At 67.4% G+C, this 26667-nt stretch carries 30 protein-coding genes and 1 tRNA gene; 20 read left to right on the top strand and 11 right to left on the bottom strand.

The annotated features are described in order from the left end of the window. Window position 1: 1 nt before the first annotated feature. From EXQ71_02720 to EXQ71_02710, 3 genes are read right to left on the bottom strand one after another with little or no spacing between them, the layout of a single operon-like run. Complete coding sequence (locus EXQ71_02720) at window positions 2-1228, bottom strand: amidohydrolase (protein ID MSO86417.1); 1227 nt, start codon at window positions 1226-1228, stop codon at window positions 2-4. Next, window positions 1225-2268, bottom strand: a complete 1044-nt coding sequence (locus EXQ71_02715; GenBank protein ID MSO86416.1) for a dehydrogenase — start codon at window positions 2266-2268, stop codon at window positions 1225-1227. The genes EXQ71_02720 and EXQ71_02715 overlap by 4 nt, the downstream gene beginning before the upstream one ends. Window positions 2269-2320: 52 nt before the next feature. After that, the gene (locus EXQ71_02710; protein MSO86415.1) at window positions 2321-2992 is read right to left on the bottom strand and encodes a uracil-DNA glycosylase; all 672 of its coding nucleotides are present in this window, start codon (window positions 2990-2992) and stop codon (window positions 2321-2323) included. A 72-nt stretch (window positions 2993-3064) separates the two neighbouring features. On the opposite strand from EXQ71_02710, the gene radA reads away from it, so the two are divergent. The 3 genes from radA to EXQ71_02695 are packed head-to-tail and all read left to right on the top strand — an operon-like array spanning window position 3065 to window position 6253. Continuing rightward, window positions 3065-4435, top strand: coding sequence for a DNA repair protein RadA (radA, locus tag EXQ71_02705; GenBank protein ID MSO86414.1), 1371 nt, complete (start codon window positions 3065-3067; stop codon window positions 4433-4435). A 47-nt stretch (window positions 4436-4482) separates the two neighbouring features. Beyond that, the gene (gene disA / locus EXQ71_02700) at window positions 4483-5556 is read left to right on the top strand and encodes a DNA integrity scanning protein DisA (GenBank protein ID MSO86413.1); all 1074 of its coding nucleotides are present in this window, start codon (window positions 4483-4485) and stop codon (window positions 5554-5556) included. 37 nt (window positions 5557-5593) lie between these two features. Next, window positions 5594-6253, top strand: a complete 660-nt coding sequence (locus EXQ71_02695) for a hypothetical protein (protein ID MSO86412.1) — start codon at window positions 5594-5596, stop codon at window positions 6251-6253. A gap of 19 nt (window positions 6254-6272) precedes the next feature. On the opposite strand, the gene EXQ71_02690 is transcribed toward EXQ71_02695, so the two are convergent. Next, complete coding sequence (locus EXQ71_02690) at window positions 6273-6929, bottom strand: Crp/Fnr family transcriptional regulator (protein ID MSO86411.1); 657 nt, start codon at window positions 6927-6929, stop codon at window positions 6273-6275. A 92-nt stretch (window positions 6930-7021) separates the two neighbouring features. Here EXQ71_02690 and EXQ71_02685 point away from each other — a divergent pair, with 92 nt between their 5' ends. From EXQ71_02685 to rlmB, 3 genes are read left to right on the top strand one after another with little or no spacing between them, the layout of a single operon-like run. Then, window positions 7022-7639 carry a 2-C-methyl-D-erythritol 4-phosphate cytidylyltransferase gene (locus EXQ71_02685; protein MSO86410.1) on the top strand — a complete coding sequence of 206 codons (618 nt, stop codon included), beginning with the start codon at window positions 7022-7024 and terminating at the stop codon, window positions 7637-7639. After that, entirely contained in the window at window positions 7630-8109 is a 480-nt protein-coding gene (locus EXQ71_02680; GenBank protein ID MSO86409.1) for a 2-C-methyl-D-erythritol 2,4-cyclodiphosphate synthase, read from the top strand. The genes EXQ71_02685 and EXQ71_02680 overlap by 10 nt, the downstream gene beginning before the upstream one ends. After that, window positions 8106-9023, top strand: a complete 918-nt coding sequence (gene rlmB / locus EXQ71_02675; GenBank protein ID MSO86408.1) for a 23S rRNA (guanosine(2251)-2'-O)-methyltransferase RlmB — start codon at window positions 8106-8108, stop codon at window positions 9021-9023. The genes EXQ71_02680 and rlmB overlap by 4 nt, the downstream gene beginning before the upstream one ends. 27 nt (window positions 9024-9050) lie before the next feature. Here the strand turns inward: rlmB and EXQ71_02670 are convergent. Beyond that, a tRNA-Thr gene (locus EXQ71_02670) sits at window positions 9051-9123 on the bottom strand. Between the two features lie 76 nt (window positions 9124-9199). On the opposite strand from EXQ71_02670, the gene EXQ71_02665 reads away from it, so the two are divergent. From EXQ71_02665 to otsB, 3 genes are read left to right on the top strand one after another with little or no spacing between them, the layout of a single operon-like run. After that, the gene (locus EXQ71_02665; GenBank protein MSO86407.1) at window positions 9200-9460 is read left to right on the top strand and encodes a DUF3263 domain-containing protein; all 261 of its coding nucleotides are present in this window, start codon (window positions 9200-9202) and stop codon (window positions 9458-9460) included. Between the two features lie 14 nt (window positions 9461-9474). Then, window positions 9475-10008, top strand: a complete 534-nt coding sequence (locus EXQ71_02660; protein ID MSO86406.1) for a hypothetical protein — start codon at window positions 9475-9477, stop codon at window positions 10006-10008. Between the two features lie 15 nt (window positions 10009-10023). Further along, window positions 10024-10788, top strand: a complete 765-nt coding sequence (gene otsB / locus EXQ71_02655) for a trehalose-phosphatase (GenBank protein ID MSO86405.1) — start codon at window positions 10024-10026, stop codon at window positions 10786-10788. A 20-nt stretch (window positions 10789-10808) separates the two neighbouring features. On the opposite strand, the gene EXQ71_02650 is transcribed toward otsB, so the two are convergent. Continuing rightward, window positions 10809-12200 (bottom strand): trehalose-6-phosphate synthase, encoded by a 1392-nt coding sequence (locus EXQ71_02650; protein ID MSO86404.1) that lies wholly within the window; start codon window positions 12198-12200, stop codon window positions 10809-10811. A 33-nt stretch (window positions 12201-12233) separates the two neighbouring features. On the opposite strand from EXQ71_02650, the gene EXQ71_02645 reads away from it, so the two are divergent. From EXQ71_02645 to EXQ71_02635, 3 genes are read left to right on the top strand one after another with little or no spacing between them, the layout of a single operon-like run. Further along, the gene (locus tag EXQ71_02645; GenBank protein ID MSO86403.1) at window positions 12234-13235 is read left to right on the top strand and encodes a glycerate kinase; all 1002 of its coding nucleotides are present in this window, start codon (window positions 12234-12236) and stop codon (window positions 13233-13235) included. A 28-nt stretch (window positions 13236-13263) separates the two neighbouring features. Next, window positions 13264-14709, top strand: coding sequence for an amidase (locus EXQ71_02640; GenBank protein MSO86402.1), 1446 nt, complete (start codon window positions 13264-13266; stop codon window positions 14707-14709). A gap of 20 nt (window positions 14710-14729) precedes the next feature. Beyond that, window positions 14730-15956: an AI-2E family transporter gene (locus EXQ71_02635; GenBank protein MSO86401.1), complete on the top strand. Its 1227-nt coding sequence runs from the start codon at window positions 14730-14732 to the stop codon at window positions 15954-15956. Between the two features lie 16 nt (window positions 15957-15972). Here the strand turns inward: EXQ71_02635 and EXQ71_02630 are convergent, their stop codons facing one another. Beyond that, window positions 15973-16170, bottom strand: coding sequence for a hypothetical protein (locus EXQ71_02630; protein ID MSO86400.1), 198 nt, complete (start codon window positions 16168-16170; stop codon window positions 15973-15975). Between the two features lie 143 nt (window positions 16171-16313). Continuing rightward, complete coding sequence (locus tag EXQ71_02625) at window positions 16314-17207, bottom strand: glucosyl-3-phosphoglycerate synthase (GenBank protein ID MSO86399.1); 894 nt, start codon at window positions 17205-17207, stop codon at window positions 16314-16316. Window positions 17208-17344: 137 nt separating this feature from the next. On the opposite strand from EXQ71_02625, the gene EXQ71_02620 reads away from it, so the two are divergent. The 3 genes from EXQ71_02620 to EXQ71_02610 all read left to right on the top strand — a co-directional run bounded on the left by EXQ71_02620 (window position 17345) and on the right by EXQ71_02610 (window position 20195). Continuing rightward, the gene (locus EXQ71_02620; protein ID MSO86398.1) at window positions 17345-17620 is read left to right on the top strand and encodes a molybdopterin synthase sulfur carrier subunit; all 276 of its coding nucleotides are present in this window, start codon (window positions 17345-17347) and stop codon (window positions 17618-17620) included. Window positions 17621-17785: 165 nt separating this feature from the next. Then, window positions 17786-19408, top strand: a complete 1623-nt coding sequence (gene groL, locus EXQ71_02615; protein MSO86397.1) for a chaperonin GroEL — start codon at window positions 17786-17788, stop codon at window positions 19406-19408. A 121-nt stretch (window positions 19409-19529) separates the two neighbouring features. Beyond that, the gene (locus EXQ71_02610) at window positions 19530-20195 is read left to right on the top strand and encodes a histidine phosphatase family protein (protein MSO86396.1); all 666 of its coding nucleotides are present in this window, start codon (window positions 19530-19532) and stop codon (window positions 20193-20195) included. Window positions 20196-20199: 4 nt separating this feature from the next. Here the strand turns inward: EXQ71_02610 and EXQ71_02605 are convergent, their stop codons facing one another. Continuing rightward, window positions 20200-20619: a hypothetical protein gene (locus EXQ71_02605; protein ID MSO86395.1), complete on the bottom strand. Its 420-nt coding sequence runs from the start codon at window positions 20617-20619 to the stop codon at window positions 20200-20202. A 107-nt stretch (window positions 20620-20726) separates the two neighbouring features. On the opposite strand from EXQ71_02605, the gene EXQ71_02600 reads away from it, so the two are divergent. From EXQ71_02600 to larE, 5 genes are all read left to right on the top strand, one after another. After that, window positions 20727-21215, top strand: a complete 489-nt coding sequence (locus EXQ71_02600; protein MSO86394.1) for a hypothetical protein — start codon at window positions 20727-20729, stop codon at window positions 21213-21215. Between the two features lie 50 nt (window positions 21216-21265). Next, the gene (locus EXQ71_02595) at window positions 21266-22045 is read left to right on the top strand and encodes a sulfurtransferase FdhD (GenBank protein ID MSO86393.1); all 780 of its coding nucleotides are present in this window, start codon (window positions 21266-21268) and stop codon (window positions 22043-22045) included. Beyond that, on the top strand, window positions 22042-24282 hold the full coding sequence (locus EXQ71_02590; protein MSO86392.1) for an FdhF/YdeP family oxidoreductase: 2241 nt from the start codon (window positions 22042-22044) through the stop codon (window positions 24280-24282). Before EXQ71_02595 ends, EXQ71_02590 begins: the two co-directional genes overlap by 4 nt. A 19-nt stretch (window positions 24283-24301) precedes the next feature. After that, window positions 24302-24991, top strand: a complete 690-nt coding sequence (locus tag EXQ71_02585; GenBank protein MSO86391.1) for a chlorite dismutase — start codon at window positions 24302-24304, stop codon at window positions 24989-24991. An 84-nt stretch (window positions 24992-25075) separates the two neighbouring features. Then, window positions 25076-25873: an ATP-dependent sacrificial sulfur transferase LarE gene (larE, locus tag EXQ71_02580; GenBank protein ID MSO86390.1), complete on the top strand. Its 798-nt coding sequence runs from the start codon at window positions 25076-25078 to the stop codon at window positions 25871-25873. Here the strand turns inward: larE and EXQ71_02575 are convergent. Continuing rightward, a complete protein-coding gene (locus EXQ71_02575) occupies window positions 25866-26177 on the bottom strand; it encodes a hypothetical protein (GenBank protein ID MSO86389.1) in 312 nt (103 codons plus the stop codon). The two genes, larE and EXQ71_02575, sit on opposite strands and share 8 nt — an antisense overlap. Window positions 26178-26179: 2 nt before the next feature. Beyond that, window positions 26180-26665 carry a DUF427 domain-containing protein gene (locus EXQ71_02570; GenBank protein MSO86388.1) on the bottom strand — a complete coding sequence of 162 codons (486 nt, stop codon included), beginning with the start codon at window positions 26663-26665 and terminating at the stop codon, window positions 26180-26182. Between the last annotated feature and the right edge of the window lie 2 nt (window positions 26666-26667).

Below are 26667 nucleotides of genomic sequence, written 5' to 3'. Positions count from 1 at the left end.
ATCAGCGTTCGCGGCGGGCGTCGAGCCAGCGCAGGGCCACCCCTGCGTAGGTAGCGATGCCCGCCACCATGGCGTCTTCGTGCAACACCATGCGATTGGAGTGATTGGGGGCCGTATCGCGAGGGGCTACCCCGGGTGGGCGTGTGCCTAAAAAGGCCATCGCCCCGGGAACTTCTTCGAGCACGTAGGACCAGTCCTCGGCGCCCATCACCGGGGCGGGCATCTCCCGGGCGTTGGAGTCGCCGAGCAGCCCCTCCGCGGTGGCGAGCACGAAGCGGGCGGCGTCTTGGTTGTTGATGGTCACGGGGTAGCCGTGCTGCACCGTGACCTCGGCGGTGGCGCCGTGGGCGGAGGCGATGCCGGTGGCTACCTGTTCGATGTTGGCGAGCACCGCGTCGCGCGCTTTGGCGGAAAGGGTGCGGACGGTGCCGAACAACTCGGCCGTCTCGGGAATCACGTTCCAGGTGGTGCCCGCCTGCACGCGCGCCACGGTCACGACGGCGGGGTCGAACACATCTACCCGGCGGGTGACCATGGTCTGGAAGGCCCCAACCATTTCGCAGGCGATGGGGATGGGGTCGCAGGCGTGATGGGGCATGGAGGCGTGCCCGCCCCGGCCGCGCACGGTCACCTGGAACTGGTCCGCCGAGGCCAGCAGGGCGTTGCCCCGCGTGGCGATCACGCCGGAGGGGATGGTGGGCGACTGGTGGATGGCGAAGGCCATCGACACTGGCTCAGCCCCGGCCCCGGCGGTGGCCAACAAGCCATCGCGCAGCATGTGCCGGGCCCCGTGGTGCCCTTCTTCCCCCGGCTGGAACATGAAGGCCACCCGGCCGGTGAGGGCGCCCCGGCGGGCGGCCAGGAGCCGGGCGGTAGCGGCGAGCATGGCCACGTGCGAGTCGTGGCCGCAGGCGTGCATAGCGCCCTCGATGCCGCTCGAGAACTCCACGCCGGTGTCTTCCTGGAGGGGCAAGGCGTCCATGTCGCCGCGCAGCAGGATCGTGGGGCCCTCTTCGTCGCCATCGAGCACGGCGACCACCCCCGAGGTGGTGGTACTCACGGTGACGGTGAGACCGAGACCATCGATGGCCTCCAGCACGGCGGCCTGTGTATGGGGCAGGTGGAGGCCCAGTTCGGGTGCCTCGTGCAGGCGCCGGCGAAGCGCGACGGCTTCGGGAAGCTGGTTGGCCGCAGCGGGCAGGACCCCGTCGAGGATGTCAATGCTCATGAAGAGGGGTCCAGAAGCACTTTGAGGACGCCGTCTTCGCGGGCATCAAAGATCCGGTAGCCCTCGGCGGCCTCAGAGAGGCCGAGGCGATGGGTGAAGACGTCTTCTGGATGGAGTTTCCCGCTCGCCACCAGAGGAAAGAGCGCCGGCCAGGTGGTGGGGATGGCGGCGATGGTGACCCGAAAGGTAAGGCGCTTCATGAGCGCTACCGGGACTGGGAAGGGGAAGGCCATGTTGAGGTTCACGCCGATCACCGAAATGGTGGCTCCGGGGGCGGCACACAAGATGGCGTCGGTGAGGGTCTGATCGGCCCCCACCGCCTCGATCACCGCGTCGGCCCCGTGGCCCCTGGTGGCTTCATAGATCTTGGCCACCGCGTTGCCGTCGGTGGCATCGATCGGCTCCGCCCCGAGTTGTTCGGCCCGGGTGAGGCGGTCGGGTACTCGGTCTACCGCCAGGATGCGCGACGGGCCGTAGAGCTGCGCGCACTGCAAGGCGAACACCCCCACCGGGCCCATCCCGATGACCACCACCACATCGCCAGGGGTGATGTCGGCCCGTTGGGCACCGAGGTAGCCGGTGGGCAGGATGTCGGTGAGCAACACGGCCTGCTCGGTGGTGATGCCCTCGGGGATGTGGACTACGCAAGCATCGGCGGCGGGCACCCCCACCGCTTCGGCTTGGCCTCCATGCAGTTCGAGCGACGTGCCGAAGACCTTCAGGCCGGCGTTCCGACAGGTGACGACGTCGCCTGATCGGCAGTTGGGGCAGTGGCCGCAGCCGATGACGCCCGACACGATGACGCGGTCACCTTTGGCCACTGAGGTAACCGAGCGCCCCACATCTTCCACCGTGCCCACGAACTCGTGGCCTAAGTGCACGCCGGGGATGGTCATGGGACCGTGGTAGAGGTGGAGATCCGATCCGCAGATAGCGGTGCGTTCAACCCGCAGGAGCAAGCCATCGGGCCCGGGCACCACCGCGTCGGGTACCTCCTGCACTGAAACGTCCCGTTCTCCGTTCAACACGACTGCTCGCATGGTGACCGACCCTAGGTGGCCGCTTCCGGACGCGCTCGTCCTCCGGTCGGGCTCACCGGGGAGCGAGGCGCCAGTCCACGGGGGAGCGGCCGGCGGCCAGCAGCGCGTGGTTGGCTCGCGAAAACGGTCGGCTGCCAAAGAATCCCCGATGGGCCGAGAGGGGAGATGGGTGCGCCGACTCGATGATCACATGGCGGTCGTGGTCGATCAGGCTTTTCTTCCGGCGAGCCGATCCTCCCCAGAGGATGAACACCACGCGTTCGTCCTTGGCGTTGACGACCCGGATGACCTCATCGGTGAAGATCTCCCAGCCCTTCCCTCGGTGGGATGCCGCCTGGCTTGCCCGCACGGTGAGCGTGGTGTTGAGAAGGAGGACCCCCTCGGCGGCCCAGGCATCGAGACAACCGTGGCCCGGGGGCGGAATCTCGAGGTCGTCATGAAGTTCCGTCAGGATGTTTCGCAGCGACGGCGGCACCGCCACGCCGAGGGGCACGGAGAAGCACCGTCCGTGGGCCTGTCCGGGGCCGTGGTAGGGGTCCTGGCCCACGATGAGCACCCGCACGTCACCTAGGGGGGTGAGCGGCAGGGCCGCCAACACCTCGCTCGGTGGCGGGTACACGGGGTAGGCCGCCCGTTCGGCCGCCACGAATGCCTGCAGATCAGACCAATACGGCTTGGCGAACTCGGCCTGCAGCATCGGGTTCCAGTCGGTGTTGGCGGCCATGACCGCACCGTAGAGCCCTGCCATGACGAACAGATGTTCGTACTGTCACATCCCGCGGCGTAAGTTCCTGGTATGGCAAAAGCAAAAACCACCTACCGATGCACTGCGTGCGGTGCCTCCGAGCCCAAATGGACTGGGCGATGCTCGGGCTGCGAGGGCTGGAACACGCTCGTTGAAGAACTAGTGGAGCCGGCGCCGTCTTCGGCCGCGGGGCCGGTCGTGGCGGTGCCGATGCCGATCGCCGCGGTGAACACCGAGGCCTGGGCCCCCGCTCCCACCGGAGTTGGCGAGGCTGATCGCGTGCTGCAGGGGGGACTGGTGCCCGGTTCGGTCACGGTGCTGGGAGGTGAGCCAGGGATTGGGAAATCCACGCTGCTCCTGCAGATGCTCGCTGGCTTGGCCCTCACCGGGCGTCGTTGTTTGTACGTCACCGCCGAGGAGTCGGCCCAGCAGGTGCGGCTGCGGGCCGAGCGGCTGGGCGCGTTGCCACCGAATCTGTGGCTGGTGTCGGATACGGCCCTGCCCCACGTGCTCGCCCACATCGAGGCGGTGCAGCCGGATGTGGTGGCCGTCGATTCGATCCAGACGATCTACGAGCCGTCGCTGTCCTCGGCCCCGGGCTCGGTAGCCCAGGTACGCGAGTGCGCCCACCGGCTCGTGCGGGTGTCCAAGGAGCGGGCCATGGCCTCAGTGCTGGTGGGCCATGTGACCAAAGACGGCGCGCTGGCGGGCCCCAGGGCGCTGGAGCACCTCGTGGATACCGTGTTGTCCTTCGAGGGGGAGCAGCACCATGCCCTTCGGTTGCTGCGGGCGGTGAAGCACCGGTTCGGGTCGACCGACGAACTGGGGCTGTTCGAGATGACCGACGCGGGCCTGGCGGGCGTCCCCGATCCCTCGGCGTTGTTCCTGGCCGATCGTCGGCCGGGTACCCCCGGTTCCATGGTGGCCCCCGTGCTCGACGGCCACCGTCCACTTTTAGTGGAGGTGCAGGCGTTGGTAGCCAAGTCGGTCATACCCACTCCACGCCGGTCGGCCCAAGGGCTCGATTCAGGCCGGCTGGCGCTGATTATCGCGGTGCTCCAGCAGCACGTGCAGATGCCCTTCGCCGATCTTGATGTGCACACGGTGGTGGCCGGCGGAGTGAAGACAACCGAGCCGGGGGTTGATCTCGCCCTGGCCTTGGCGCTCACCTCGGCCCGGGGCGGCCTTGCCCTCCCCGACGACTTGGTGGCTTGCGGCGAGGTGGGTCTCGGCGGCGAACTGCGTCAGGTGCACCAGACCGCCCGCCGGTTGGCCGAGGCGGCCCGGCTGGGGTTCCGACGGGCGATCGTGCCCGCCAGCGCGCCCCTGAACCTTCCTGGCATCGACGTGATTCGGGTGGCCACATTGCGCGAGGCGGTGCGGGCTTGTTCGGATGATTTGGGGCGGCGCCGAGCCTCATAGTGCGCCATCTACCCCGAGGTTCGTGGGGTGCCCGGTAGCATCACGGGATGGCTTCTCGCCGCAGTGCCGAACTCCTCGCCGCCCTCGCCGTGGTGGCTCCCGGCACGCCGCTGCGCTCCGGCCTCGATCGCATCCTCCAGGCCAAGATGGGCGGCTTGGTGGTGGTGGGCGACGGGCCCGAGGTGCTCAACATCTGCTCGGGTGGTTTCTTGCTCGATGCCGCCTTCAGCCCCCAGCGGCTTTCGGAGTTGGCCAAGATGGATGGGGCCATCATTCTGGCGTCCGATGCTGGCCGGATAGCCCGGGCCAACGTGCATCTGGTGCCGAGTCCCGCCGTTCCCACCACAGAAACGGGCACTCGTCACCGAACCGCGGAACGGGTGGCGCGGTCGATCAACGTGCCGGTGATTTCGATCTCGGAGGACATGGCCATCGTGGCGCTCTATGCCAACGATCAGAAATACACCCTGGAGCCGATACCGCGAATTCTCACTCGGGCCAATCAGGCCCTGCAGACGCTCCAGCGGTACCAGAACCGTTTCGATGAGGTCACCGCGATGCTCTCCAGCGTGGAGGTGGGGGATCTTGTGTCGGTGCGCGATGTAGTGGTGGTGCTTCAGCGGGCCGAGATGGCGTGCCGAGTGGCCGCGGAAGTTGAGGTCGACATCATCGAACTCGGCGTGGATGGCCGCCTGGTGCGCCTCCAGTTGGAGGAACTCATGGAGGGCATTGCGCAGGCCCGTCGCCTGGTGGTCATGGACTACTTCGAGGAAACCACGGGATGGCCGATCGAGTCGGCGTTGGCCTCGCTGGCCGCGCTGGAGGCCGATGACCTACTGGACCTGCGGGCGGTGGCCGCGGCGATCCACCTTCCGGGGAAGCACCTCGATCTCGATCACAACCTCCAAACGCGGGGCTACCGACTGCTGGCCAGCATTCCCCGTCTGCCCGACCCGGTCATCGACGGGATCGTGGCGCGCTTCACCAACCTGCCGAGGATCATGCGAGCCTCCGTCGACGAGCTCAACGAGGTCACTGGCATCGGCGGCACCCGGGCCCAGGCCATCAAGCAAGGCTTGTCCCGGCTGGCGGAATCCAGCATCCTCGATCGCTACTCCTGAGGGGCACCCGGCGCTCTCGGCACGCTAGAAACCCTCTATGCGCACCACACTGCGATCGGGCACACCGGTGGAGATCTGTCGGCCCGTCGACCGACGTCCCCCGACGCGAGGGCTGGTGCTGATCCCCGACATCATGGGTCTGCGGCCGCTTTTTGCTGCTCACAGCCAGCAGTTGGCCGATGATCAGGGGTGGGCAGTGGCGGCGGTGGAGCCCTGGCCGGGCCGGGAGAACCTGACGGTAGAGGATCGCCTCGCCGCGGTGCACACCATTGACGACGCGGCGTTTTTAGCCGATCTCGTCGACGCCGCCGACGCGTTGGAGGTGGAACCGGTGGGGATCACCGGGTTTTGTATGGGCGGCATGTTCACCTTCAAAGCCGCCGGTAGCGGTCGCTTCCACCGGGCGGTGGGGTTCTACGGGATGCTCCGGGTACCCGAACACTGGCGGAGTGCCGATGGGGTTGAGCCGCTAGCGGCGCTCACCCGTCCCGAGGCCTGTCCCACGATGGCCATCATCGGATCCTTGGATCGTTGGACGCCGCCGGCGGATGTGGAGGCCGCCGAGGCCGCCGGAGTCACCGTGGTGCGCTACGAGCAGGCCGACCACGGGTTCGTGCACGACGAAACCCGCCCCGCCCATCGCCGGGCCGATGCCGCCGACGCGTGGGCCAACGCCATCGCCTTCCTGAGCCGCTAACCCCCGCCACGGGAGCGCGTTAGCGGGCCCGACGGGTGAGTTGGTCGCGATCGAGGATGCGGTACCGGCGCTCGGACTGATCGATCCATCCGAGCCGGACGAAACTGGCGATCGCCTTGTTCACCCGTTCGCGAGAAGCCCCCACCATGCTGGCGAGTTCTTCCTGGGTGATTGGGAGCACGAACTCATCAAGGTCGCCGCCCATTTCGAGGAGGCGCTTGGCCGTGCGCCCCGACACATCCAGGAACATCGAGTCGGCCAGGGCCTCGTCCATGTTGCGCAGGCGACCCGCCAGCAGGCCGACAACCCCCCAGAGCAAGGCGGGATGGGCATCGAACTCGTGATGCACTACTTCGTAAGGAATGGAGATGACCTGGGAGGGTTCGAGGGCGCGGGCCTCGGCGGAGCGGCCCAGCCCGTCGAGTAAGCCCATTTCGCCGAAGAGATCACCCCGTTCCATCAGGGCAAAGACCGATTCGCGGCCGTCGTCGGATTTGCTGACGATGGCAACGATGCCGTCTTCCATCACATAGAGGTGATCGGCCTCGGCGCCTTGGGAGAACACAACGTCGCCGCGTTGCAGTTCCACGGATTGAGTGGAGTCGGCGAGTCGCTGAAGGGCTTCGTCGTCGAGTCCGTTGAAGAGTTCGGTGCTCTGGAGCAGCCCAAGGTCCACCACGGCCGCCACGCTAGCCCGAGGGAACCTCCAGGCCCGACGGGATTGGGCCCACCCCCGGGGCGGGTTTTCCGGGGCGGTATCCTCGGGTTATGTCGACGTGGGCAATTGTGGTGGCGGGTGGGAGTGGCGAACGGTTCGGGCAACGCAAGCAGTACCTCCCCCTGGCGGGGGCACGGGTGCTCGATTGGGCGTTGCGGGCGGCGGGTCAGCACAGCGATGGTGTGGTGCTGGTGGTGCCGGCCGATGCGGCCGGGGAGATCGAGCCGCTGGCCACCATGGTGGTGGCCGGTGGCCGTACCCGCTCCGAGTCGGTGCGGGCCGGCCTGACGGCGGTCCCCGCCGAGGCGACGGTGATCTTGGTGCACGATGCGGCTCGTCCGGTTCCGGTGCCTGGAGTCTGGGAGAGGGTGCGGGCGGGGGTGATCGACGGCGCCGATGCGGTGGTTCCGGTGGTCCCCATCCGCGACAGTCTTCGCGCCGTGGGTGGCGGCGCCATCGATCGGGCGGGGGTGGTGGCGGTGCAGACGCCGCAAGGGTTCCGGGCCGAGGCATTGCGCTCGGCGCACCACGATGCTCCCGAAGGAACCGACGATGCGTCGCTCGTGGAGGCTGCAGGTGGCAGGGTGGTGGTCGTGGATGGTGACGAGCGCAACCTAAAGATCACCACGCCGATCGATCTCGAGCGGGCGGAACTGCTGTGTCGGTGAGGGTAGGGCACGGCTTTGACGTGCATCCTTTCGGCCTCGACCCCACTCGGGTGCTTGTGCTCGCGGGGGTGGTGTTCGATGGCGAGCGAGCCCTGGCTGGTCACAGCGATGCCGATGTCGTGGCCCACGCCGTGATCGATGCGTTGCTGGGGGCCGCGGGCCTGGGCGACATTGGTCAGCACTTCCCCGACACGGATCCCACGCTGGCGGGTGCCGACAGCCTCGAGATGCTTCGCCGCGCCGTAGCCGAGTTGCGATCGCAGGGCTGGGAACCAGGCAACGTGGACTGCACCGTGGTGCTCGAGGCCCCGAAGTTGGCCCCGCGCCGGGAGGAAATGCAGGCCCGTCTCAGCGACGCGGTGGGGGCGCCGGTGACGGTGAAGGGCAAGCGGGCCGAGGGCCTCGGCAGCCTGGGTCGCCACGAGGGCATCGCCTGCTTTGCGGTGGCGCTGGTGGAGCGCCGCGAGTGACCAAGCCCCGTCGACCGACCAAGGGACCGAGTGCATCCAAGTCGCCCCCGCGCCGCGCCCCGGCCGCGGGCCGCTCCACCGGGGCCACCCCGGCGCGGACAGGCGCCGGGGGGGCACGGGGCAAGCCCCGGGCGGGCGCTAACCGGCCCACCGGGAAGCGCCAGGGGCTAGGGGGCGAGCAGGTTGAGGGGCGCCAGGCGGTACGCGAACTTTTTCTGGCGGGCCGCCGCAAGGTGCATGAGGTGTGGCTGCTGGCCGAGCAGGATCCGTCCGACATCCTTGAGGACATCATCGAACTCGCCGAGGCGGAGCGGGTGCCGGTGCGGCAGGTGAGCCGGGGCAAGTTCTTCGCCGAGGCTCGCTGCGAGGCGCCACAGGGCGTGCTGGCGAAGGCGGCGGCGCTCCCGGAGACGGCGCTGGACGAACTGGCTACGACCCGCCGGGACGGACACCCGCCCTTTCTCATCGCCGTCGACGGAGTGACCGACCCGGGCAACCTGGGGGCGCTGTTGCGCTCGGCCGAATGTGCGGGGGCCACCGGCATCGTGTTGCCGCGCCACCGGGCCGTGCATGTCACCCCCACCGTCACCAAAACGGCGGCCGGGGCCGTGGAGCATCTGCGCTTCGCCATCGCGGGCGGGCTTCCCACCGCCCTCCAGGACCTACGCCGCCAGGGCGTGTGGGTGGTGGGCCTCGATGGGGATGGCACCACGGTGTTGTGGCAGCTCCCCGCCGCCGACGGGCCCATTGCGCTGGTACTCGGGGCGGAGGGCACGGGGCTTTCTCGGTTGGTTCGTCAGCGGTGCGATGCCATTGCCAGCATCCCGCTCAACGGTTCGCTTTCGTCGCTGAATGTGGCGGCGGCGGCGGCGGTGGCGTGTTACGAAGTGGCCCGCGCTCGCTCCCGCTCCTAGCAACGGCCCTGACCAGCGCCTTCTCCGAGCCGGGTGCCGGAATCGAACCGACGACATCTTCTTTACAAGAGAAGTGCTCTGCCAACTGAGCTAACCCGGCGTGTTCTGCGGGCCAGGGTAGCGGCCGAAATCGACCATCCTTGATTGCGGTGCGCCCAGCGGCCAGCCTAGGGGGAATGGCACTCACCGACCGAGACCAAGCGATTCTCGATTTCGAGCGCAGTTGGTGGACTGAGGTCGGTCCGAAGGACACCGCGATACGCGATCGCTTCGAACTGTCCGGTACCCGCTACTACCAACTCCTCACGGAGTTGATCGACGATCCTGATGCGCTCGAGTACGATCCGCTTCTGATTCGCCGCCTTCGCCGGGTACGGGAACGTCGTCGTCGCGCTCGTGTCGAAGGCCGGCCCATGAGCCAGCTCGATAGGCGATAAGGGAGACTCCACCCATGGCCACACGCCGACCTGACGAATCATCCCTCAACCCCGCTCGCGGCATCGCCCTCGTCGTGGCCGCGGTGTTGATCGGCCTGTTCCTGATCCGTTACAGCCTCGACAGCTCTGAGAACGTCTCGGGCCAAGACAGTAGTCCTCCCACCACCGAGAAGGCCGACTCCGACAAGGTCACCACCACCACTGTGGCGCCGCGACCCCCGGCGGATGTGCCCACGATCGTGCTGAACGGTTCCGGTGTGACCGGGGCGGCGAAGGCCTACAGCACCACCCTCAGCCTGGCCGGTTTCCGGCTCACAAACCCCGCCGGGGCCAACGCCGACGGCGAGAACGTGACCACGACCCAGGTGTTCTTCGCCCCCGGGTTCGAAGGCGAGGCGGCCGCGGTGGCCGCCGCCATCGGCGCGCCGGCCATCGTGCCCGCCCCGATCCCTGCCGTGCCCCCGGGGCAGATCGCCGGCGCCAGCGTGGTCGTCGTGCTCGGCTCTGACCTCGGCAGCGTCACGCCGGCAGCCGCGCCCGCCACCTGAGGGTCGCCCTCTCTCGTGGGTGCCGACGGCACTGACCCGCTCGCTGCCCTGCGCAGCCAACCCGACCACGCCGCCATTTTGGTGGATTTCGACGGCACCGTGTCCCCCATCGTGGCAAGGGCCGGCGACGCTCGACCCCTCCCGGGGGTGCGGGAAGTGTTGGCGGCCCTGCAGGAGGCCTACGCGGTAGTGGCGGTCATCTCCGGTCGCCCCGTCGCCTATCTCACGCAGCACCTCGGGTCCGGTCTTTCTCTGGTCGGCCTGTACGGACTGGAGTGGACTAACGGTGGCGAACGATTCGAACACGCCGAGGCTGCCCCCTGGCGGCCGGTGATCGACGCGCTCGCCGCCGAAGCATCTCGTGTGCTGCCGGCCGGGGTGGAGGTGGAGCACAAGGGCCTTTCCCTCACCCTGCACCTGCGCCCGGCCCCGCCCTCGGCGGGGGCGGTGGTGCAGGCGTGGGCGGCCGACGCGGCCCGACGCACCGGCGTGGAGCAACGGGCGGCCAAACTGTCCGTGGAACTCCACCCCCCGATCGCTGCCGACAAGGGCACGGTGGTGGCTCATCTTCTACGCGGTCTGACCGCCGCCGCTTACCTTGGCGACGACCAGGGCGACCTCCCGGCCTTCGCGGCGCTCGATTCATTTCGCGCCGCCGGTGGCCACGCCGCCAAGATCGCCGTCGCCGGGATCGATGCCACCCCGGCGCTGGTGGCCGCTGCCGACATCGTGGTGGACGGACCTCCCGCCGCGCTCGCCCTGCTCCGCACGCTCATCTAACGCAACATCGCGGCGCCGGCTCAGGCCTCGGCGGCGGCGATCTGGTGGGCGAGCCACTGGGCCGGGGTGTGGGCCCGCACGATCCCGCCGAGGACCACCGCCCGTCGTTGGCGTTCCTCGGCGGGCATCTGCACCGCGTCGTGAAGCACCCCGGCGGTGCCGGCCACGTCGAAGGGGGACACCCGCAGCGCCGCTTCCTGCAAGCCGTCCCAGGCCCCGGCCTCGGCCGACAGCGCCAGCACGGCGTTGCGCTCGTTCACCAAGATGGCCTCGGAGGCCACCAGGTTGAGACCGTCGCGGATGGGATTGACGAGGAATACGTCCCCGCGTCGCATGAGCGCCACCGACGCTGGGAAGTTGTCCTCCACCGAGAGGTTGATGGGTTGCCAGTGGGCGGTACCCCACCGTTGATTGATCTCGGCCACCGCCAGTTCGACCTCGGCCTGGTAGCGGGCATAGGCCGCGACACCCGGACGAGACGGGTACGCCTCGGCTACGAACACCACCTCGCCGCGATGCTCGGGGTGCTGGCGCAGAAGTTCATCGAAGGCGAGGAAACCGCGGAGCAGATTCTTGGAAAGTTCCAGGCGATCGACCCGGGCGATGACCGTGCGGTCACCCACCATGGCTTGCAGGGTGGCGAGGGCCTCCTGGCAGGCCGACGACGACGCCGCCCGCCTGATGTCATCGGGGTCGGTGGCGAGGGGAGCCACGAACGTGGAGGGGGTCAGCCCAGCGCACTGGCGAGCGGAGTCGGTGAAGTCCGTGGCCCACTGCTGGGTATGGAAACCGCAGGCCCGATGGGCGGCGAGGCCTTGGAGCAGTTCGCGTCCGGCCTCGGAGGGGATCGCCGAGAACCACACCGGGGGGGCGAAGGGCGTATGGCTGAAATGCACACAGTCCAAATCCGGCCGGAGCACCGCCAGTCGAGTCGCGACCAGGCAGAGGTGGTAGTCCTGCACGAGCACTACCGCGCCGGCGGGGGCCACCTCGGCTACCGCATCAGCGAACGCGTGGTTGACCGCCCGGTACGCGTCCCAGGCCACCGTCCAGGAGTGGTCGAAGGCCGGCTGTCGAGGAAGATCCCAGAGCCCGTGATGGGCAAACCACAACACGCCGTTGCTCACCTCGTCGTAGGCGAGTCGGTAGGTGTCGGGATCCAGCGCCAGCATCCGGAGTCGGAATCCCTCCGCCTCTGCCACTCCCGCGGCGGCGGCCTGCCGGTCACCTGCGGTCATGGCGGCGGCGATCCAGATGGTGTCGGTTCCTTCCACCAGCGGACCGATGCCCGAGATCAGGCCACCGGCGCCGCGGCGACTGCGCAACGTGCCGTCGGCTGCTCCGGTGAAGGTCACCGGGCCGCGGTTGGAGACCAGCACGATCGGTCGGTCGTGGGGGGGAGGACTGAGCATCGGAAGCAACGGTAGGACACCGGCTGGGGCACCATGGTCGCCGTGCGCGTCGTAGCTGCTCCCGACAAGTTCCGTGGCACCGCGACAGCGGCGCAGGTGGCCGCCGCCATTGGGCGTGCCGCCGCCGTCGCCGGGTGGGAATGTCGCCAGGTGCCCATGGCCGACGGCGGGGAGGGCACCCTGGCGGCCCTGGGTGGCCCGAACCGAACCATGGAGGTAACCGGCCCCCTGGGGGCGCCGGTGCTGGCGGCGTGGCGGCTTGACGGGCCGCTCGCGGTGATCGAAATGGCGCAGGCGGCCGGGCTCGATCTCGCCGGCGGCGCCGAACACAACGATCCCATCGCCGCCTCCACCGTCGGGGTGGGGCAACTCATCGGGCTGGCGATGAACAACGGCGCCCGCCGCGTGATCGTGGGTCTGGGGGGTTCGGCGACCACCGACGGCGGCCTGGCCGCCCTGCGGGGGTTGTATCCCCTCGCCAGACTCAAAGGCGTCCAACTCGTCGCCGCCTGCGATGCCCTTGTGGGGTTTTACGATGCCGCCGATCGGTTTGCGCCACAAAAGGGCGCCAGCCCCGCGCAGGTGGCGTTGCTGCGGCGCCGCCTCGAGCGGTTGGCGCAGGTGTACCTCGACGAGCACGGGGTAGATGTGGTGTCCATGCCCGGCGCCGGCGCCGGTGGTGGCCTCGGCGGCGGCCTGGCGGCGGCGGGGGCCACGTTGGTCAGCGGGTTTGATCTCGTGGCCGACGAAGTTGATCTCGACGAACACATCGAGGGCGCCGACCTGGTGATCACCGGCGAAGGGTTTCTCGATGCCGGGAGTTTCGAGGGCAAGGTGGTGGGAGGGGTGGCGGCCATGGCGACGCGATTTGATGTGCCGACGGTGGCGATCGCCGGGCGCGTCTACGACGGCATGGCGGATCGCCTCGAGTCGCGATCGTTGGTCGACGGTTTTGGGGAAGCCCGGGCGTTGGCCGAGACGTTGGCCTGCATCGAAGAAGTGGCTCTCGACCTGCTGGTTGGCTTTCAACCATGATGGACACGACGCCAGCTCCGGGGGTTCCATGACCGACGATTTCAGCTATCTCGACGCCACCGGGCAGGCCGACCTGGTCCGGGCGGGGGAGGTCACCCCGTTGGAACTGGTGGACGCGGCCATCGCCCGCATCGAGGCGGTAAACCCCCAACTCAACGCCGTGATTACCCCCCTCTACGACCGGGCGCGGACCGAGGCCGTTTCCCACTCACTACCCGACGGACCCTTTCGCGGGGTGCCGTTCTTGCTGAAGGACCTCTCGGCCCATTCGGCGGGGGACCCGTTCCATGAGGGGATGGGATTTCTGAAGCAGCGGGGTTGGACGGAGCCGCACGACACCACCTTGGTGGCTCGGTTCCGCGCCGCCGGGCTCATCGTGGTGGGCAAGACCAATACTCCCGAACTTGGCATCCTGCCCACCACCGAACCGTTGGCCTACGGGCCCACGCATAACCCGTGGGACCTCAGCCGCTCGACGGGAGGCTCTAGTGGGGGCTCGGCGGCGGCGGTGGCTGCGGGTCTTGTGCCCTTGGCCCATGCCAACGATGGCGGCGGATCCATCCGAATTCCGGCCAGTGAGTGCGGCCTGGTGGGGCTCAAACCCACGCGGGGGCGCGTGTCGTGCGGGCCGGAATTCGGGGACGTGATGGGCGGCCTCACCGCAGACCTGGTGGTGAGTCGGAGCGTGCGGGACACCGCGACCGCCCTGGATGCGGTGCAGGGCATGGCCCCTGGCGACCCCTTTAGTGCCCCCGACCCACTTCGCCCATTCCTCGATGAAGTGGGCGTTCCCGCCGGTGCGTTGCGGATCGGGGTGCTTACCGCCAGTCCCGGTGGGACGGTAGCGGTTCATCCTGATTGTGTGGAGGCCACTGAGGCGGTGGCCCGGCTGCTGGAGGGGCTTGGTCATCGTGTTGAGCCAAGCCATCCGGCGGCGTTGGATGACCTGGATTACACCGGCCACTTCATCACCAACTGGGCGGCGGGAGCGGCCTGGAATCTCGATTACTGGAGTCGCCGCACCGGTATGGAGATCGGTCCGGAGGATGTGGAACCGCTCACGTGGGCGCTGGCGGATCTGGGCCGGTCCACCACGGCTGCGGCGTGGCTCTCAGCGCGTGAATGGCTACAGGCGAACAGTCGGGCGGTGGCTGCGTGGTGGAGCGAGGGGCATGATCTTCTTCTCACCCCCACCATCGCCGAGCCACCCCCGCTCCTAGGCACGTTCGACAGTCCACCGGATAATCCCCTCCACGGCTTGTTCCGGGCGGCGGAGTTGGTGCCGTTCACCCCGCCGTTCAACGTCACCGGGCAACCGGCGATTTCGCTGCCGTTGCACTGGAACGCCGATGGCTTGCCCATCGGGGTGCAATTGGTGGCTGCCTTTGGGCGCGAAGACCTTCTCTTGCGGGTGGCGGCCCAACTCGAAGGGGCGCATCCCTGGGCGCAGCGCATTCCCCCGATTCACGCCTGAGAGAGCGTTAGGCTGTCGCCGTGAGTGACCGTATTCGAGCCGCGGGTTCTATCGCCTGGTCACTGGTAGGGCTTCTGCTCCTACTCGCTCTTGTGGGACTCGTCGCTTGGGTGTTTCGCGTGATCTGGCCGCCGCTGATACTTGCCGGTGTCATCGTGTTCCTTGGCAATCCAACGGTCACTCGTCTGCAGCGGCACAACATCCCTCGGGCGGGGGGCGCGATCATCATCTATCTAGGGTTCATGGCCGCCTTGGTGCTCGTCGGCGTGCTCGTCGCTCCCAAGGTGAGTCGCCAAACCGATGGCCTGGCGACCGCATGGCCGGACCTCCAGCGCGATCTTGAGCAACGGGTAAACGATGTGGCGGAGGAGTCGAGAGAGGGCAGCTGGCCCGTCCAAATCCCGACCTACGCAGAGCTCGAGGAGCAGTTCGCACCCGCCGACGCAGCCGATACCGACGAGGACGGCACGATTAGCCCCGCAGAACAAAAGGACCGCCTCGTCGGGCAGTTCGCATCCGCGCGCAGGGTGTTCGGGCGGATCTTCCACGTGGGGTTGATCTTTGTGCTGGCCCCGGTGCTCGCGTTGTACCTACTGATCGACCTCCCCAACATTCGACGTGTCTTGCGGGGGCTCGTACCAGAGAGGAATCGCGGCGATGTGATGGTGATCACCCGACGGTTGAGCGTCTCCCTCGGTGGTTACGTGCGCGGCCAGTTGGCGGTGTCATTCTTGGTCGGGATGATGGCCTCCATCGGCCTGCTGATTATCGGCCTGCCCTACTGGCTACTGGTGGGCATGGTGGCGGGGATCTTCAACCTGATCCCCTTGATCGGCCCGTGGGTGGGGGCCGTCCCGGCCATCGCCATCGCCCTGAGCACGGGTGGGGGCACGACCCAGGCGCTCCTGGCGGCCCTGGTGATGCTGATCGTGCAGCAAATCGACAACCACCTCATCAGCCCCATGGTGATGCAGCGAGCCGTAAAGTTGCACCCAACCGTGGTGATACTGGCCCTGCTGGCCGCCGGGTCGCTGTGGGGTTTCGTGGGCATGCTGATTGCGGTGCCCGCGGCGGCGGCGCTGAAGATTTTGGTGGGTCAGGCGTGGCGCCGTCTGGCGCTCGATGAGCCGCTCGACGAGATCGAAGCCCGCTGGGAGTCGGATGCAGAAAGCAAGGTGAGTGGGGGGTTTGTGGAGCGAGTGGGCGCCGATGTGGGGCCCGACCCCGAGCCGATGGGGCTGATCTGACCGCCAGGAACATCCCTTAGTTCTGCAGCGCGCCTCGTAACACCACGAGGGCTGTAGCCACGGTGTGCATGCCGTCGTCAAGGGAAATGGGTCCCGCCGGGAGGGAATCGCTGACGGCCAACTCGGCGCGCTCTCGACTGCAACCAGTGAGGGCTCGCACGAGGTCGACGAGTCGGTGGGGGCTGCGGTGGGGATGGTTCGAGGGTTGGATCATTAGGGTGGTGGGTCATTTCCAGGGGAGGGAGAATCGATGAGGGTCGTCGCCCAACCGTCACGCCGGATGGGTACCGGGGTGTCGACAGAGTTCCTTCCCCAGCATCGGTCAGCGGCCCTGTCACCTTGAGCCACTTGAGCCACTTAGGCGCTGCGCCGCCGATACCCCGGTAGGTCGATGAGGGCCGGGCGTTCGTCGATCCCGATCTCCACCGGTTTGAGGTTGGGCCGCACCAACGTGGCAGCGTGCTCGAGCCCCATGGCGGATCGGCTGAGCACCGCTTGGAGCACGGCGAGAGCTTGGGGCCCGAGTTCGTCGAGTGGCCGATTGCGATGGCGGCGGGTGCCCAGGTCTACCTGGGCGATGGCGTCGGTTCCGTCCATCTCTGCGATGTCGATCAGTAGGGCGATGTCCACGCCATAGCCCTGCACGAACGGCAGCCGTTCGAGGAGCGAGCGCCGACCGGCGTACTCGCCGGAGAGGGGTTGGACGATGGGAGCGAGGTGCGGGAACCAGGTGGCGATGGCTGGCCGCGCCATCAGTTCGGTGACCCGACCACCGCCATAGGCGCCGCCGTCTACGGGGCGGTCGTAAAAGCCCTTCACGAACCCGATATCCGGGCGAGCGAGCAGGGGACCAACGAGGCCTTCGACGAAGCGGGGGCCAAAGTCCAAGATGTCGGCGTCGCACCACACGATGAGGTCGCCTTCGGCCGCCGCCACGGACTTCCACAGGGCCTCGCCTTTGCCCTCGCCCGGCCCGACCTCGGGGAGCACATCGTTGACGCCGACGACTCGGGCGCCGGCATTGGCCGCGATCTCGGCGGTGTGATCTCGGGAGTGATCGTCGATCACCAGGATCTCGTCGATGAGGCCAATGCCGTCCATCAGCGTCTCCCGCAGGAGTTGCACATTTTGGCCGATGGTGGCGGCTTCATCGCGGGCCGGCAAGCACACCGACACCACGTGGCCGAGGCGCGTCTTTTCGGCGGCGAGCCCACGGGCCGTGAAGTCCGTGTGATGAAAAGTCTGGTACATGAGCCGACGCACGGCCTTATGCCTATCGGGGGAGTGTCCCGGCGGCAACTTCCTCTGGCGATGGGAATGGTCTCGAACCGGGTGGGGTTCGGTACCATCGCCGTTGTCCCCAAGCCCCTCCCTGAGGAACGATTCCGATGAGCGTCATTGTCCGAGTGCCCACCACGTTGCGTACCCTCACCGGAGGCACCTCCGAGGTGGCCGTCGAGGGAGCCACCGTCGGCGAGGTTCTCGCCGCCCTGGAGACGATGCACCCGGGCTTCGCCGAGCGCATCCTCGACGAGCAGGGCGGCCTGCGGCGGTTCGTGAACATCTTCGTGGCCGATGACGACATTCGGTTTCTGGAGGCACTGGCCACCCCGGTGCCCGATGGCGAAACGGTGTCGATCATCCCCGCCGTTGCTGGCGGCTAACGGACGGAGCGGTACGCGGCGGTCGCGCCAGCGGCCCCGGTCGGTCCGCCGTCGAGCAGGGATTAGCACTCTCTGGTTGCGAGTGCTGATCCAGGGTGATTGACTGGTTAGCACTCAAGCACCGCGAGTGCTAACGCAACTACTGCTCTGGAGGACCATCCCCCGATGTCCAAGATCATCGCCTTCGACGAAGAGGCCCGACGCGGGCTCGAAGCCGGCATGAACAAGTTGGCCGACGCCGTGCGGGTCACGCTCGGCCCCAAGGGCCGCAACGTCGTGCTCGACAAGAAGTGGGGAGCTCCCACGATCACCAAGGACGGCGTGTCTGTCGCCAAGGAGATCGACCTCGAAGACCCCTACGAGAAGATCGGCGCCGACCTCGTCAAAGAGGTGGCGAAGAAGACCGACGACGTGGCTGGCGATGGCACCACCACCGCCACCGTCCTGGCCTGGGCCATGGTGCGGGAGGGTTTGCGCAACGTGGCGGCCGGGGCCAACCCGATGGCGCTGAAGCGTGGCATCGAGGCTGGCGTGGCCGCCGCCGTCGACCATCTCACGAAGCTCTCCAAGGACGTCGAATCCAAGGAGCAGATCGCGCAGGTGGCTTCCATCTCCGCCAACAACGACATGGAGATTGGCAATGTCATCGCCGAGGCGATCGACAAGGTCGGCAAGGACGGCGTGGTGACCGTCGAGGAGTCCAATACCTTCGGAATTGAAATGGACCTCGTGGAGGGAATGCGCTTCGACAAGGGCTACATCTCCCCGTACTTCGTGACCGACCCCGATCGTATGGAGACCGTGCTGGAGGAGCCCTACATCCTTCTCGTGAGCTCCAAGATCACCGCCGTGCGCGACATGTTGCCGGTGCTCGAGAAGGTCATGCAGTCGAGCCGCCCGCTGTTGATCATCGCCGAGGACATCGAAGGCGAAGCCCTGGCCACCCTGGTGGTCAACAAGATTCGTGGCACCTTCAAGAGTGCCGCCGTGAAGGCCCCCGGTTTCGGGGAGCGACGCAAGGCGATGTTGCAGGACATGGCCATCGTCACCGGCGGCCAGGTGGTATCTGAGGAGGTGGGTCTCAAGCTTGAGAACACCACCCTCGACCTCCTCGGCACTGCTTCCAAGGTGATCATCAGCAAGGACGAGACCACCATCATCCAAGGGGCGGGCGTGGATGCGGACATCAAGGGCCGTATTCAGCAGATCAAGAACGAGATCGACAACACCGACTCGGATTACGACCGTGAGAAGCTGCAAGAGCGTCTCGCCAAGTTGTCCGGCGGGGTTGCGGTACTCAAGGTCGGCGCCGCTACCGAGGTGGAACTGAAGGAAAAGAAGCACCGCATCGAAGACGCCGTTTCCACCGCCAAGGCCGCCGTGGAGGAAGGCATCATTCCCGGCGGTGGCGTGGCCCTCGTGCGCTCGCAGGCGGCTGTGCTGGCCGTTGCCAAGAAGCTCAAGGGCGACGAAGCCACCGGGGCCAGCCTGGTGGCCAAGGCCATGGAAGAGCCCCTCCGGCAGATCGCGCTCAACGCCGGCATCGAGCCGGGCGTGGCCAGTGAGCGGGTGAAGGCCATGGATGGTAACGACGGCTTGAACGCCGCCACGGGCGAGTACGAGGACCTCATCAAGGCTGGCGTGGCCGACCCCACCAAGGTCACCCGCTCCGCCCTGCAGAACGCCGCCTCCATCGCGGCGCTGTTCCTCACCACCGAAGCAGTCATCGCCGACAAGCCCGAGCCCGCAGTGGCAATGGGTGGTGGCGGAGGGATGGAGGACTACTAAGCCTTAGAACCGATGGCGGTGAGCACGCTCCGCCGTCCTGGTTTTCACAGCCCGTCCCTTCGGGGCGGGCTGTGGTCGTGGTGGCCGCCGTCATCGATACGTCATTTTCAAGGGTGGAAGCATGGCCGAGGGTACGAGGATCGTGTTGATACGCCACGGTGAGTCGCGGGCACAGGAACTCGGGATCGTGGCCGGGCACGCTGGGTGTCAGGGATTGTCCGAGCGTGGTCGAGCGCAGGCCCAGGCGTTGCACGATCGGTTGGCGCACTCCGGCGAACTCGCCGACGCCTCGGTGTTCTACGCCTCGTTGATGCCCCGGGCAATCGAGACGGCGCAGATCATTGCGCCGGCCATTGGGGATCTCGAACTGCGCTTGGAATGTGGCTTCTGTGAGGTGCATCCGGGTGATGCCGATGGGCTCACTTGGGTGGAGTGCGACGAGCGCTATCCAGCCGGGGAGTGGACCGCCGACCGCGCTCGGGCCCCGGGCTGGGAGACCTGGACGGAGATGGGAGTGCGGGTGGCGAAGGCCCTTACCGGTCTCGTGAAGCACCACCCCGGCGAGACGATTGTGGTGGCCTGTCACGGGGGGGTGGTGGCCCAGTCGATGATGCACTTCCTGGCGCTCTATGAGTTGGCCACGACGTCGCGCGCCTGGATCAGCCCGGACAACACCTCCATCACCGAGTGGCGCTTTGCGTCGAACCCCTACCAGCGCGAAACCATGCCCTTGGAACTCGTTCGCTACAACGATTTCGCTCACCTGGCCCAGCGTCCCCGGGGGTAGCCCATTAGCGTTTGGCGGCCGGCGGGATCCATCTCGGGTCGACGTCGTCGTCGGGCTCAAGGGGCCTCATCAACAAGTCGATGGCGCTCCAGAGCGTTTGGGAGGAGCCGTAGAACGCCACCGGCACGAGCACCGCCACCGCCATGAGGCAGATCACCAGCGGAGCGCCCCGCCGTTGGTTGCCCATGATCACAAAGCCGCCGACGAGGGTAACCAACAGGGCACTGAAGCTCACGATGGTGTTCATGCCGATGGCCCCAATGGAGTGGCCTTCCTCCCGGTAAATGGGGAAATGGCAGCGGGGACACCGATCCTTCACCCGGAACCAACTGTCGAAACAGGCGGATCCGCCACACAGTGGGCAACGGCGACGAATACCTCGCCACACCAAGCGCCACGGAGTCAACGGTACGAGATCGTCCACGCCCACCAGAATCCCACGCCACGGTCCTAGCCATGACCACTGGCACTGTTTCTCGAGCGGTGAAGGTTTCTCTCCAGTCTCTGGCGTTTTAGGAGTATTCTCGTCCTGTGGAAGAAAGCGGCTCGGAAAAACCGGCTAATGCAGTTCCGCCCCCTCTGGATGGTCAACTGCCGGGGTCCGATGTGCTGCGCGGCGCGTTAGCCAGCGATGAAGTGGAAATCCGCCAGCAGATTGCTGACGGCGCGGGCACCCCCGAAGAACTTCGAGCGCTGGCGGAGCGTTTGCGGGAGCATCGTGAGAGCGAAGCGCTCCTCTGGGCGAGCGAGGTAAAGCCTGCCTTAGTCAAAGCTCGCCGAACCCGTTTCCGACGGTCCACCCTGCAAGATGAATTAGAACAGGACACCAACTCGGAGCGCTCGTTGGCACTGATCGTTGTGGTACTGGTGCTTGTTGTCGTGGGGATGTTCTCGACCCTGCATCTCTCCATCCTGTTCTTGTTGGTCCCTTTGCTGGGCTTTATCGGCTACGCCGGATGGCTTGGTAGTCGTCCTCCAGTCCCACCGGGGCCCGAGGGCAAAGACGGGCCAACTGCCTGAGCGTTGGTCGATACGCTGCCAGAGTGATCAGGGGCCGCAGTGCCAAGGTTGTGATACAGCGCTGGGATGGGGTGTCCTTGGCGCGGCGGCCCGATGAACTCATCGTGGAAGAGCCCCTCGAGGTGCATCTTGATGGTCACCTGGTCGGTACCACGATGCGCACCCCCGGCCACGACTTCGAGTTGGCGGTGGGGCTTTGCCACGGCGACGGACTGCTGGCGGGGGCGACGGTGCGGTCCTGTCGGTACTGCGCCACCGGCTCGGCGGTGGAGAGCGGGTTCAACATCGTGAGCGTTGACACCGGCGGGGTAGCACCACCACCGACACCGCGTGTGAGCGCCGGCACCTCGGCCTGTGGGCTGTGCGGCTCCACCGAGATCGCCGAACTGCGCTCCCGGATCGGCCCGCTGCCGGTAGGGGACCCGTGGCCCATCGAGCAACTGGTGGCCATGCCAGGAATCCTGCAGCCAACCCAAGGACTCTTTGCCCGCACCGGTGCCGTCCACGCGGCCGCTGCTTTCGACCGCCACGGGCATTGGTTGCATGTGCGAGAGGACATCGGTCGACACAACGCAGTGGACAAAGTGGTGGGCCGCCTCCTGCTCGACGGGCACCTCCCCGCCACCGATCTCGGTCTCTACATCAGCGGTCGGGCCGGCTTTGAGATCGTGCAAAAGGCCTGGGCGGCAGGATTCAGCGCCGTCGTGTCGGTGAGTGCCCCATCGGCCCTGGCGGTAGAGGCCGCCCGACTCGCCGGTCTCACCCTCGTTGGATTCGTGCGGGGCGATCCGCCCACCGCCAACCTCTACAGCCCCGATGGCGCTCCATGAGTTGGAGTGATCAGTTCCGTGGCTGGCAGCCTTCGGGGTGGGTGGGCCTTCGGCCCAACGGGGTGGGGCTGCAAAAGCCCAACCATCTCAAGGAGATGGTGAAGGCGGCCTGGGCCAATCGGGCGCACCCGAAATACGCCCTGGATGTGCTCACCAAGGGAGCCTGCGACGGCTGCGCCTTGGGGGTGGCGGGCTTGCACGACTGGACCATGGACGGCATCCACCTCTGCACCACCCGCTTGAACCTGCTGCAACTCAACACCGCCGACCCCTTCGACCCACGTCGGCTGGCCGAGGTGGGCGATCTCGCGGGTTGGAGCTCCACCCAACTTCGTAAACTGGGCCGTCTCGCCTACCCGATGCGTCGCCGACGCGGTGAGCCAGGGTTCACTCGGATTGGATGGGATGAGGCCCTCGATGCGGTGGCCTCGAGCATCGCGGCGGCGGCTCCTGCTCGGGTGGCGGTCTATCTCACCAGTCGGGGTATCACCAACGAGACGTACTACGTAGCGGGCAAGGCTGCCCGAGCCATGGGGGTGGCCAGCATCGACTCGGCCGCCCGGCTGTGCCACGCCTCGTCGTCGGTGGGTCTCCGTCAAACCATCGGCGTGGCGGCATCCACCTGCTCCCTGCAAGACGTGATCGAGAGCGAACTCGTGGTGTTGTGGGGCACGAACCCGGCCAACAATCAGCCCGTGTTCATGAAATATCTCTACCTCGCCAAGCAGCGGGGGTGCCGGATCGTGGTGGTGAATCCGTACCTCGAACCTGGTCTGGAGCGCTACTGGGTGCCATCGCAGGTGGAGTCCGCTTTGTTTGGCACCAAGTTCTGCGACCTGCATGTTCCCGTTCGGCCCGGCGGGGATGTGGCCTGCGCCAACGCCGTGCTCAAACGCCTCATCGCCCGCGAGGCCCTCGACACCGACTTCATCGCCGCCCACACCACCGGATGGGACGATGCCGTGCGGGCATTGGCGGAGCAGTCGGACGCGGAACTGGAAGAGCAGGCCGGGCTGTCGGCGGCCCAGATCGATGCTTTCGCCGACCTCTACAGCTCGGTGTCGAGTGCGGTGCTCATCTGGTCGATGGGAATCACCCAACACCGCGACGGGGTGGCGGGCGTTCAGGCCATTGTGAATCTGGGCTTGGCCCGCGGAAACGTGGGACGCGACGGGGCGGGCCTCATGCCGATTCGAGGACACTCCGGGGTGCAAGGGGGCGCCGAGATGGGGGCCTACGCCACCGCTTTCCCCGGGGGCGCGCCGGTGGATGCCACCAGCGCCGCCGCCCTCTCCACGCAGTGGGGGTTCTCGGTGCCGGCTAGTCCGGGGCGCACCGCCCCCGAGATGCTTGAGGCCGCCGCTGCCGGCGAGCTCGACGTGCTGTGGAGTTCCGGGGGGAACTTTCTCGACGTGCTTCCCGACCCGCCGGCGGTGGCGAGGGCACTCGGCCGGGTGCCGCTGCGTATCCACCAAGATCTGGTTGTCACGTCACAGATGTTGGTGGAGGGCGATGACGTGATCCTGTTGCCCGTGACCACCCGCTACGAGCAGGAAGGCGGTGGCACCGAAACCACCACCGAACGGCGGATCATCTTCAGCCCCGAGATCCCTCGGCGGGTGGGGGAGGCCCGCAGCGAGTGGCGACTGTTCGCCGACGTGGCTCGCCGCGTGTGCCCACAGCATCAGGCGGCCTTTTCGTGGGCGACCAATCAAGACCTGCGCCAGGAGATCGCCACGGTGGTACCCAGCTACGCCGGCATCGAGCGGTTGGCGACTACCGGGGATCAGGTGCAGTGGGGCGGACGCCACCTTTGTGCCGATGGGATCTTCCCCTTGCCCGGCGGCCGGGCCCGTTTCACCCCCCTCACGCCCACGGTGTCGGTGTTGCCCCCCGGCGCCTTCCGAGTAGCCACGCGCCGGGGTAAGCAGTTCAACTCCATGGTGCACTCTGAGGTTGATCCCTTCACCGGCGCGGGCCGTCACGCGGTGTTCATTGACGCCGCTGACGCTGATGCCCTTGGTGCTGCGCCCGGCACGCCGGTGCGCCTCATCAGCGCCGCCGGCACCTTCGATGGCCATCTCCAGGTGGTACGACTCCCGGCTCGGTCGCTTCAGGTCTACTGGCCGGAGGGCAACGTGTTGATCTCTGCCGGGGCTGCCCACCGGGAACCGCACAGCCAGCTGCCGGATTACAACGCCGTGGTCACCCTGGAGATCTTGGCGCAAGACCGATAGTCCTCGGTACCCTCATGGCATGCCCGCACCGCTTGTTCCGTCCGTGGGGTGGGGCGTGCTCCACCTCTTCGCCAAGGTGGGCCCGCTCGCCGATGCCGAGGCCATCGCCGCGGCGGTGAAGGCGGCCGAGGGCGACGACGTGCAGGTGGTGCCCGTGGCCATGCTGGGCCACAAAGCCGATGTGGCCTTCATGGCGGTGGGAGCCGATCTCTGGCGGCTGCGTCAACTGCAAAGCGAACTGGCGGCGGCGGGCTTAGACGTGGTGGACAGTTACGTATCGCTCACCGAACTCTCCGAGTACGCCCAGGGTGTGCCGGAGGCGATGAAGGAAGCGCGTCTGCATCCGAACCTCCCTCCGGAAGGCAAAGCGGCGTTCTGCTTCTATCCGATGTCCAAGCGCCGTGGGGATGTGAGCAACTGGTTCACGCTGCCCTACGACGAGCGAAAAGAAATGATGTACGCCCACGGTGCGAGCGGGCGTCAGTTCGCCGGCCGGGTGCTCCAGGTGATCACCGGGTCCACCGGCCTCGACGATTTCGAGTGGGGCGTCACCCTCTTCGGGGTGCACCCCGACGACCTCAAAGAGGTGGTGTACACCATGCGTTTCGACGAAGCGTCGGCTATCTACGCAGAGTTTGGGGCGTTTTACACGGGCATGGTGGCCTCGCTGCCCGAGGTGTTGGTGACCGTCGGCCTTGGCTCGGACTGAACCGGCCGGTGCGTCCGAACGGGCAGGCTGGGTTCATGGTGACCAACGGGCGCGCTCGACGCGCCAGCGGGGGACGGGGCTGTGATGCCTGAGGTCGCGCTCGAGCCATTGCGGGAGCGCCTCCGGGAGTTGGGGTCGGTGGCCGTGGCGTTCTCGGGAGGGGCCGACTCCGCGTTTCTCGCGTGGATGGCCCACGACACGCTGGGGGCCGACCGAGCGCGGTGCGTCACCGCGGTGTCGCCCTCGCTGCCGGCCTCGGAGCGCCACGAGTGCGCGGCGTTGGCCGCCGAGTGGGGCTTGCGGTGGCAGGAAGTGGAAACGCAGGAACTGGAAAACGCCCTCTATCGCCAGAACGATGGCGAGCGCTGTTTCTGGTGCAAAGACGCCCTCATGGCGGCCATCGAGCCGATCATGGGGGGATCGGGGACCACGGTGGTTCTCGGGGTCAACCTCGACGACCTGCAGGACCACCGTCCCGGTCAGCGCGCCGCCCAGGAGCGGGGGGCGGTGTTCCCGTTGGTGGATGCCGGGTTCAGGAAGGCCGACGTGCGGGCCTGGTCCGAACGCTTGGGTCTGCGCACCTGGGACAAGCCGGCGGCGGCGTGCCTGGCGTCGCGTTTGCCCTATGGCACGGCGGTGACCCTCGGGCGCCTGAGCGCAGTGGAGCGGGCCGAAGCGGGCCTCCGGGCGCTGGGATTCGCGGAGATGCGGGTGCGCCACCACGGTGACGTGGCCCGCATCGAGGTTCCCGACCACGATCTCGATGGGCTGGTGGCCCAACGAGATGCCGTGGTGGCGGCGGTCCGAGCGGCGGGCTATCGGTGGGTCACGGTGGATCTCGGTGGGTTGCGCAGCGGGGGATTCAACCAGCAACTCAGCTGACGCTCGGGGGGTCCTCGGGCTCCACGATGGTCCAGGTGGGGAAGGTGATGTGAGCCACCTCAAGGTGGTCCACGATGCGCCCCCGCTGCGCCAAGAGCTGCAGGCACGGGCCAGCCGTTTCCATCCCTCCGGCCATGGCGATGTAGTCGGCGGTCGATAGCAGCAGTGGCCCGGAGGTGGCATCGGCGTCGCCGGGACCGAGTCGGGCGTCCACCTCCAAGGCGGGGCGCTCAGGGTGGGTGGGGTCCATGCACCAGCAGTGGTACACCACTCCTTCGAATACCGACAGGGCTCGGATGCGCACGGTTACCAGTGGGCGGTGCCCATGCCGCCTTTGAACGGGCCCACAATGTCTTGGGTAATCCAGCCTCCGTAGAAGGTTCCCTCGTTGCCCACCACCGCCTCCCCATCCACCGAACAGTCCAGGACTTGGGCGTAGAACGCCAGGCAATCCTGCAGGGCCGCGAAGCGGGGATGGGGGCTTGGATAGCTCCACACGGCATCAGTGGCGATCTCGTCCCCCACGATCACGTCGTAATAGGAGGCCAGGCCCTTCCACTCGCAAAAGGTGCGGTGACTGCTAGGACGGAGCAGGTCCATACGCACATCGGCGGGGTGGAAGTAATACGCCGGAGGCTGGCTCGTTTCCAACACACGCTGTGCCCGCCGCGAGTTGGCCACGACCTCGCCTCGGTAGGCCACCACGAGATGTCGCACGGTGGGTTCGAGGCGAGGGGGCCGGGGATAGTCCCACACGGACTCCTGGCCGGGACCCGGTTCGACGCGGGGCATGG

It is taken from the genome of Acidimicrobiia bacterium, from assembly GCA_009694375.1.
GTDB lineage: Bacteria > Actinomycetota > Acidimicrobiia > Acidimicrobiales > VFJN01 > VFJN01.
The sequence above is the reverse complement of the archived record's forward strand: the minus strand, read 5'-3'. Positions and strand labels throughout refer to the sequence as shown.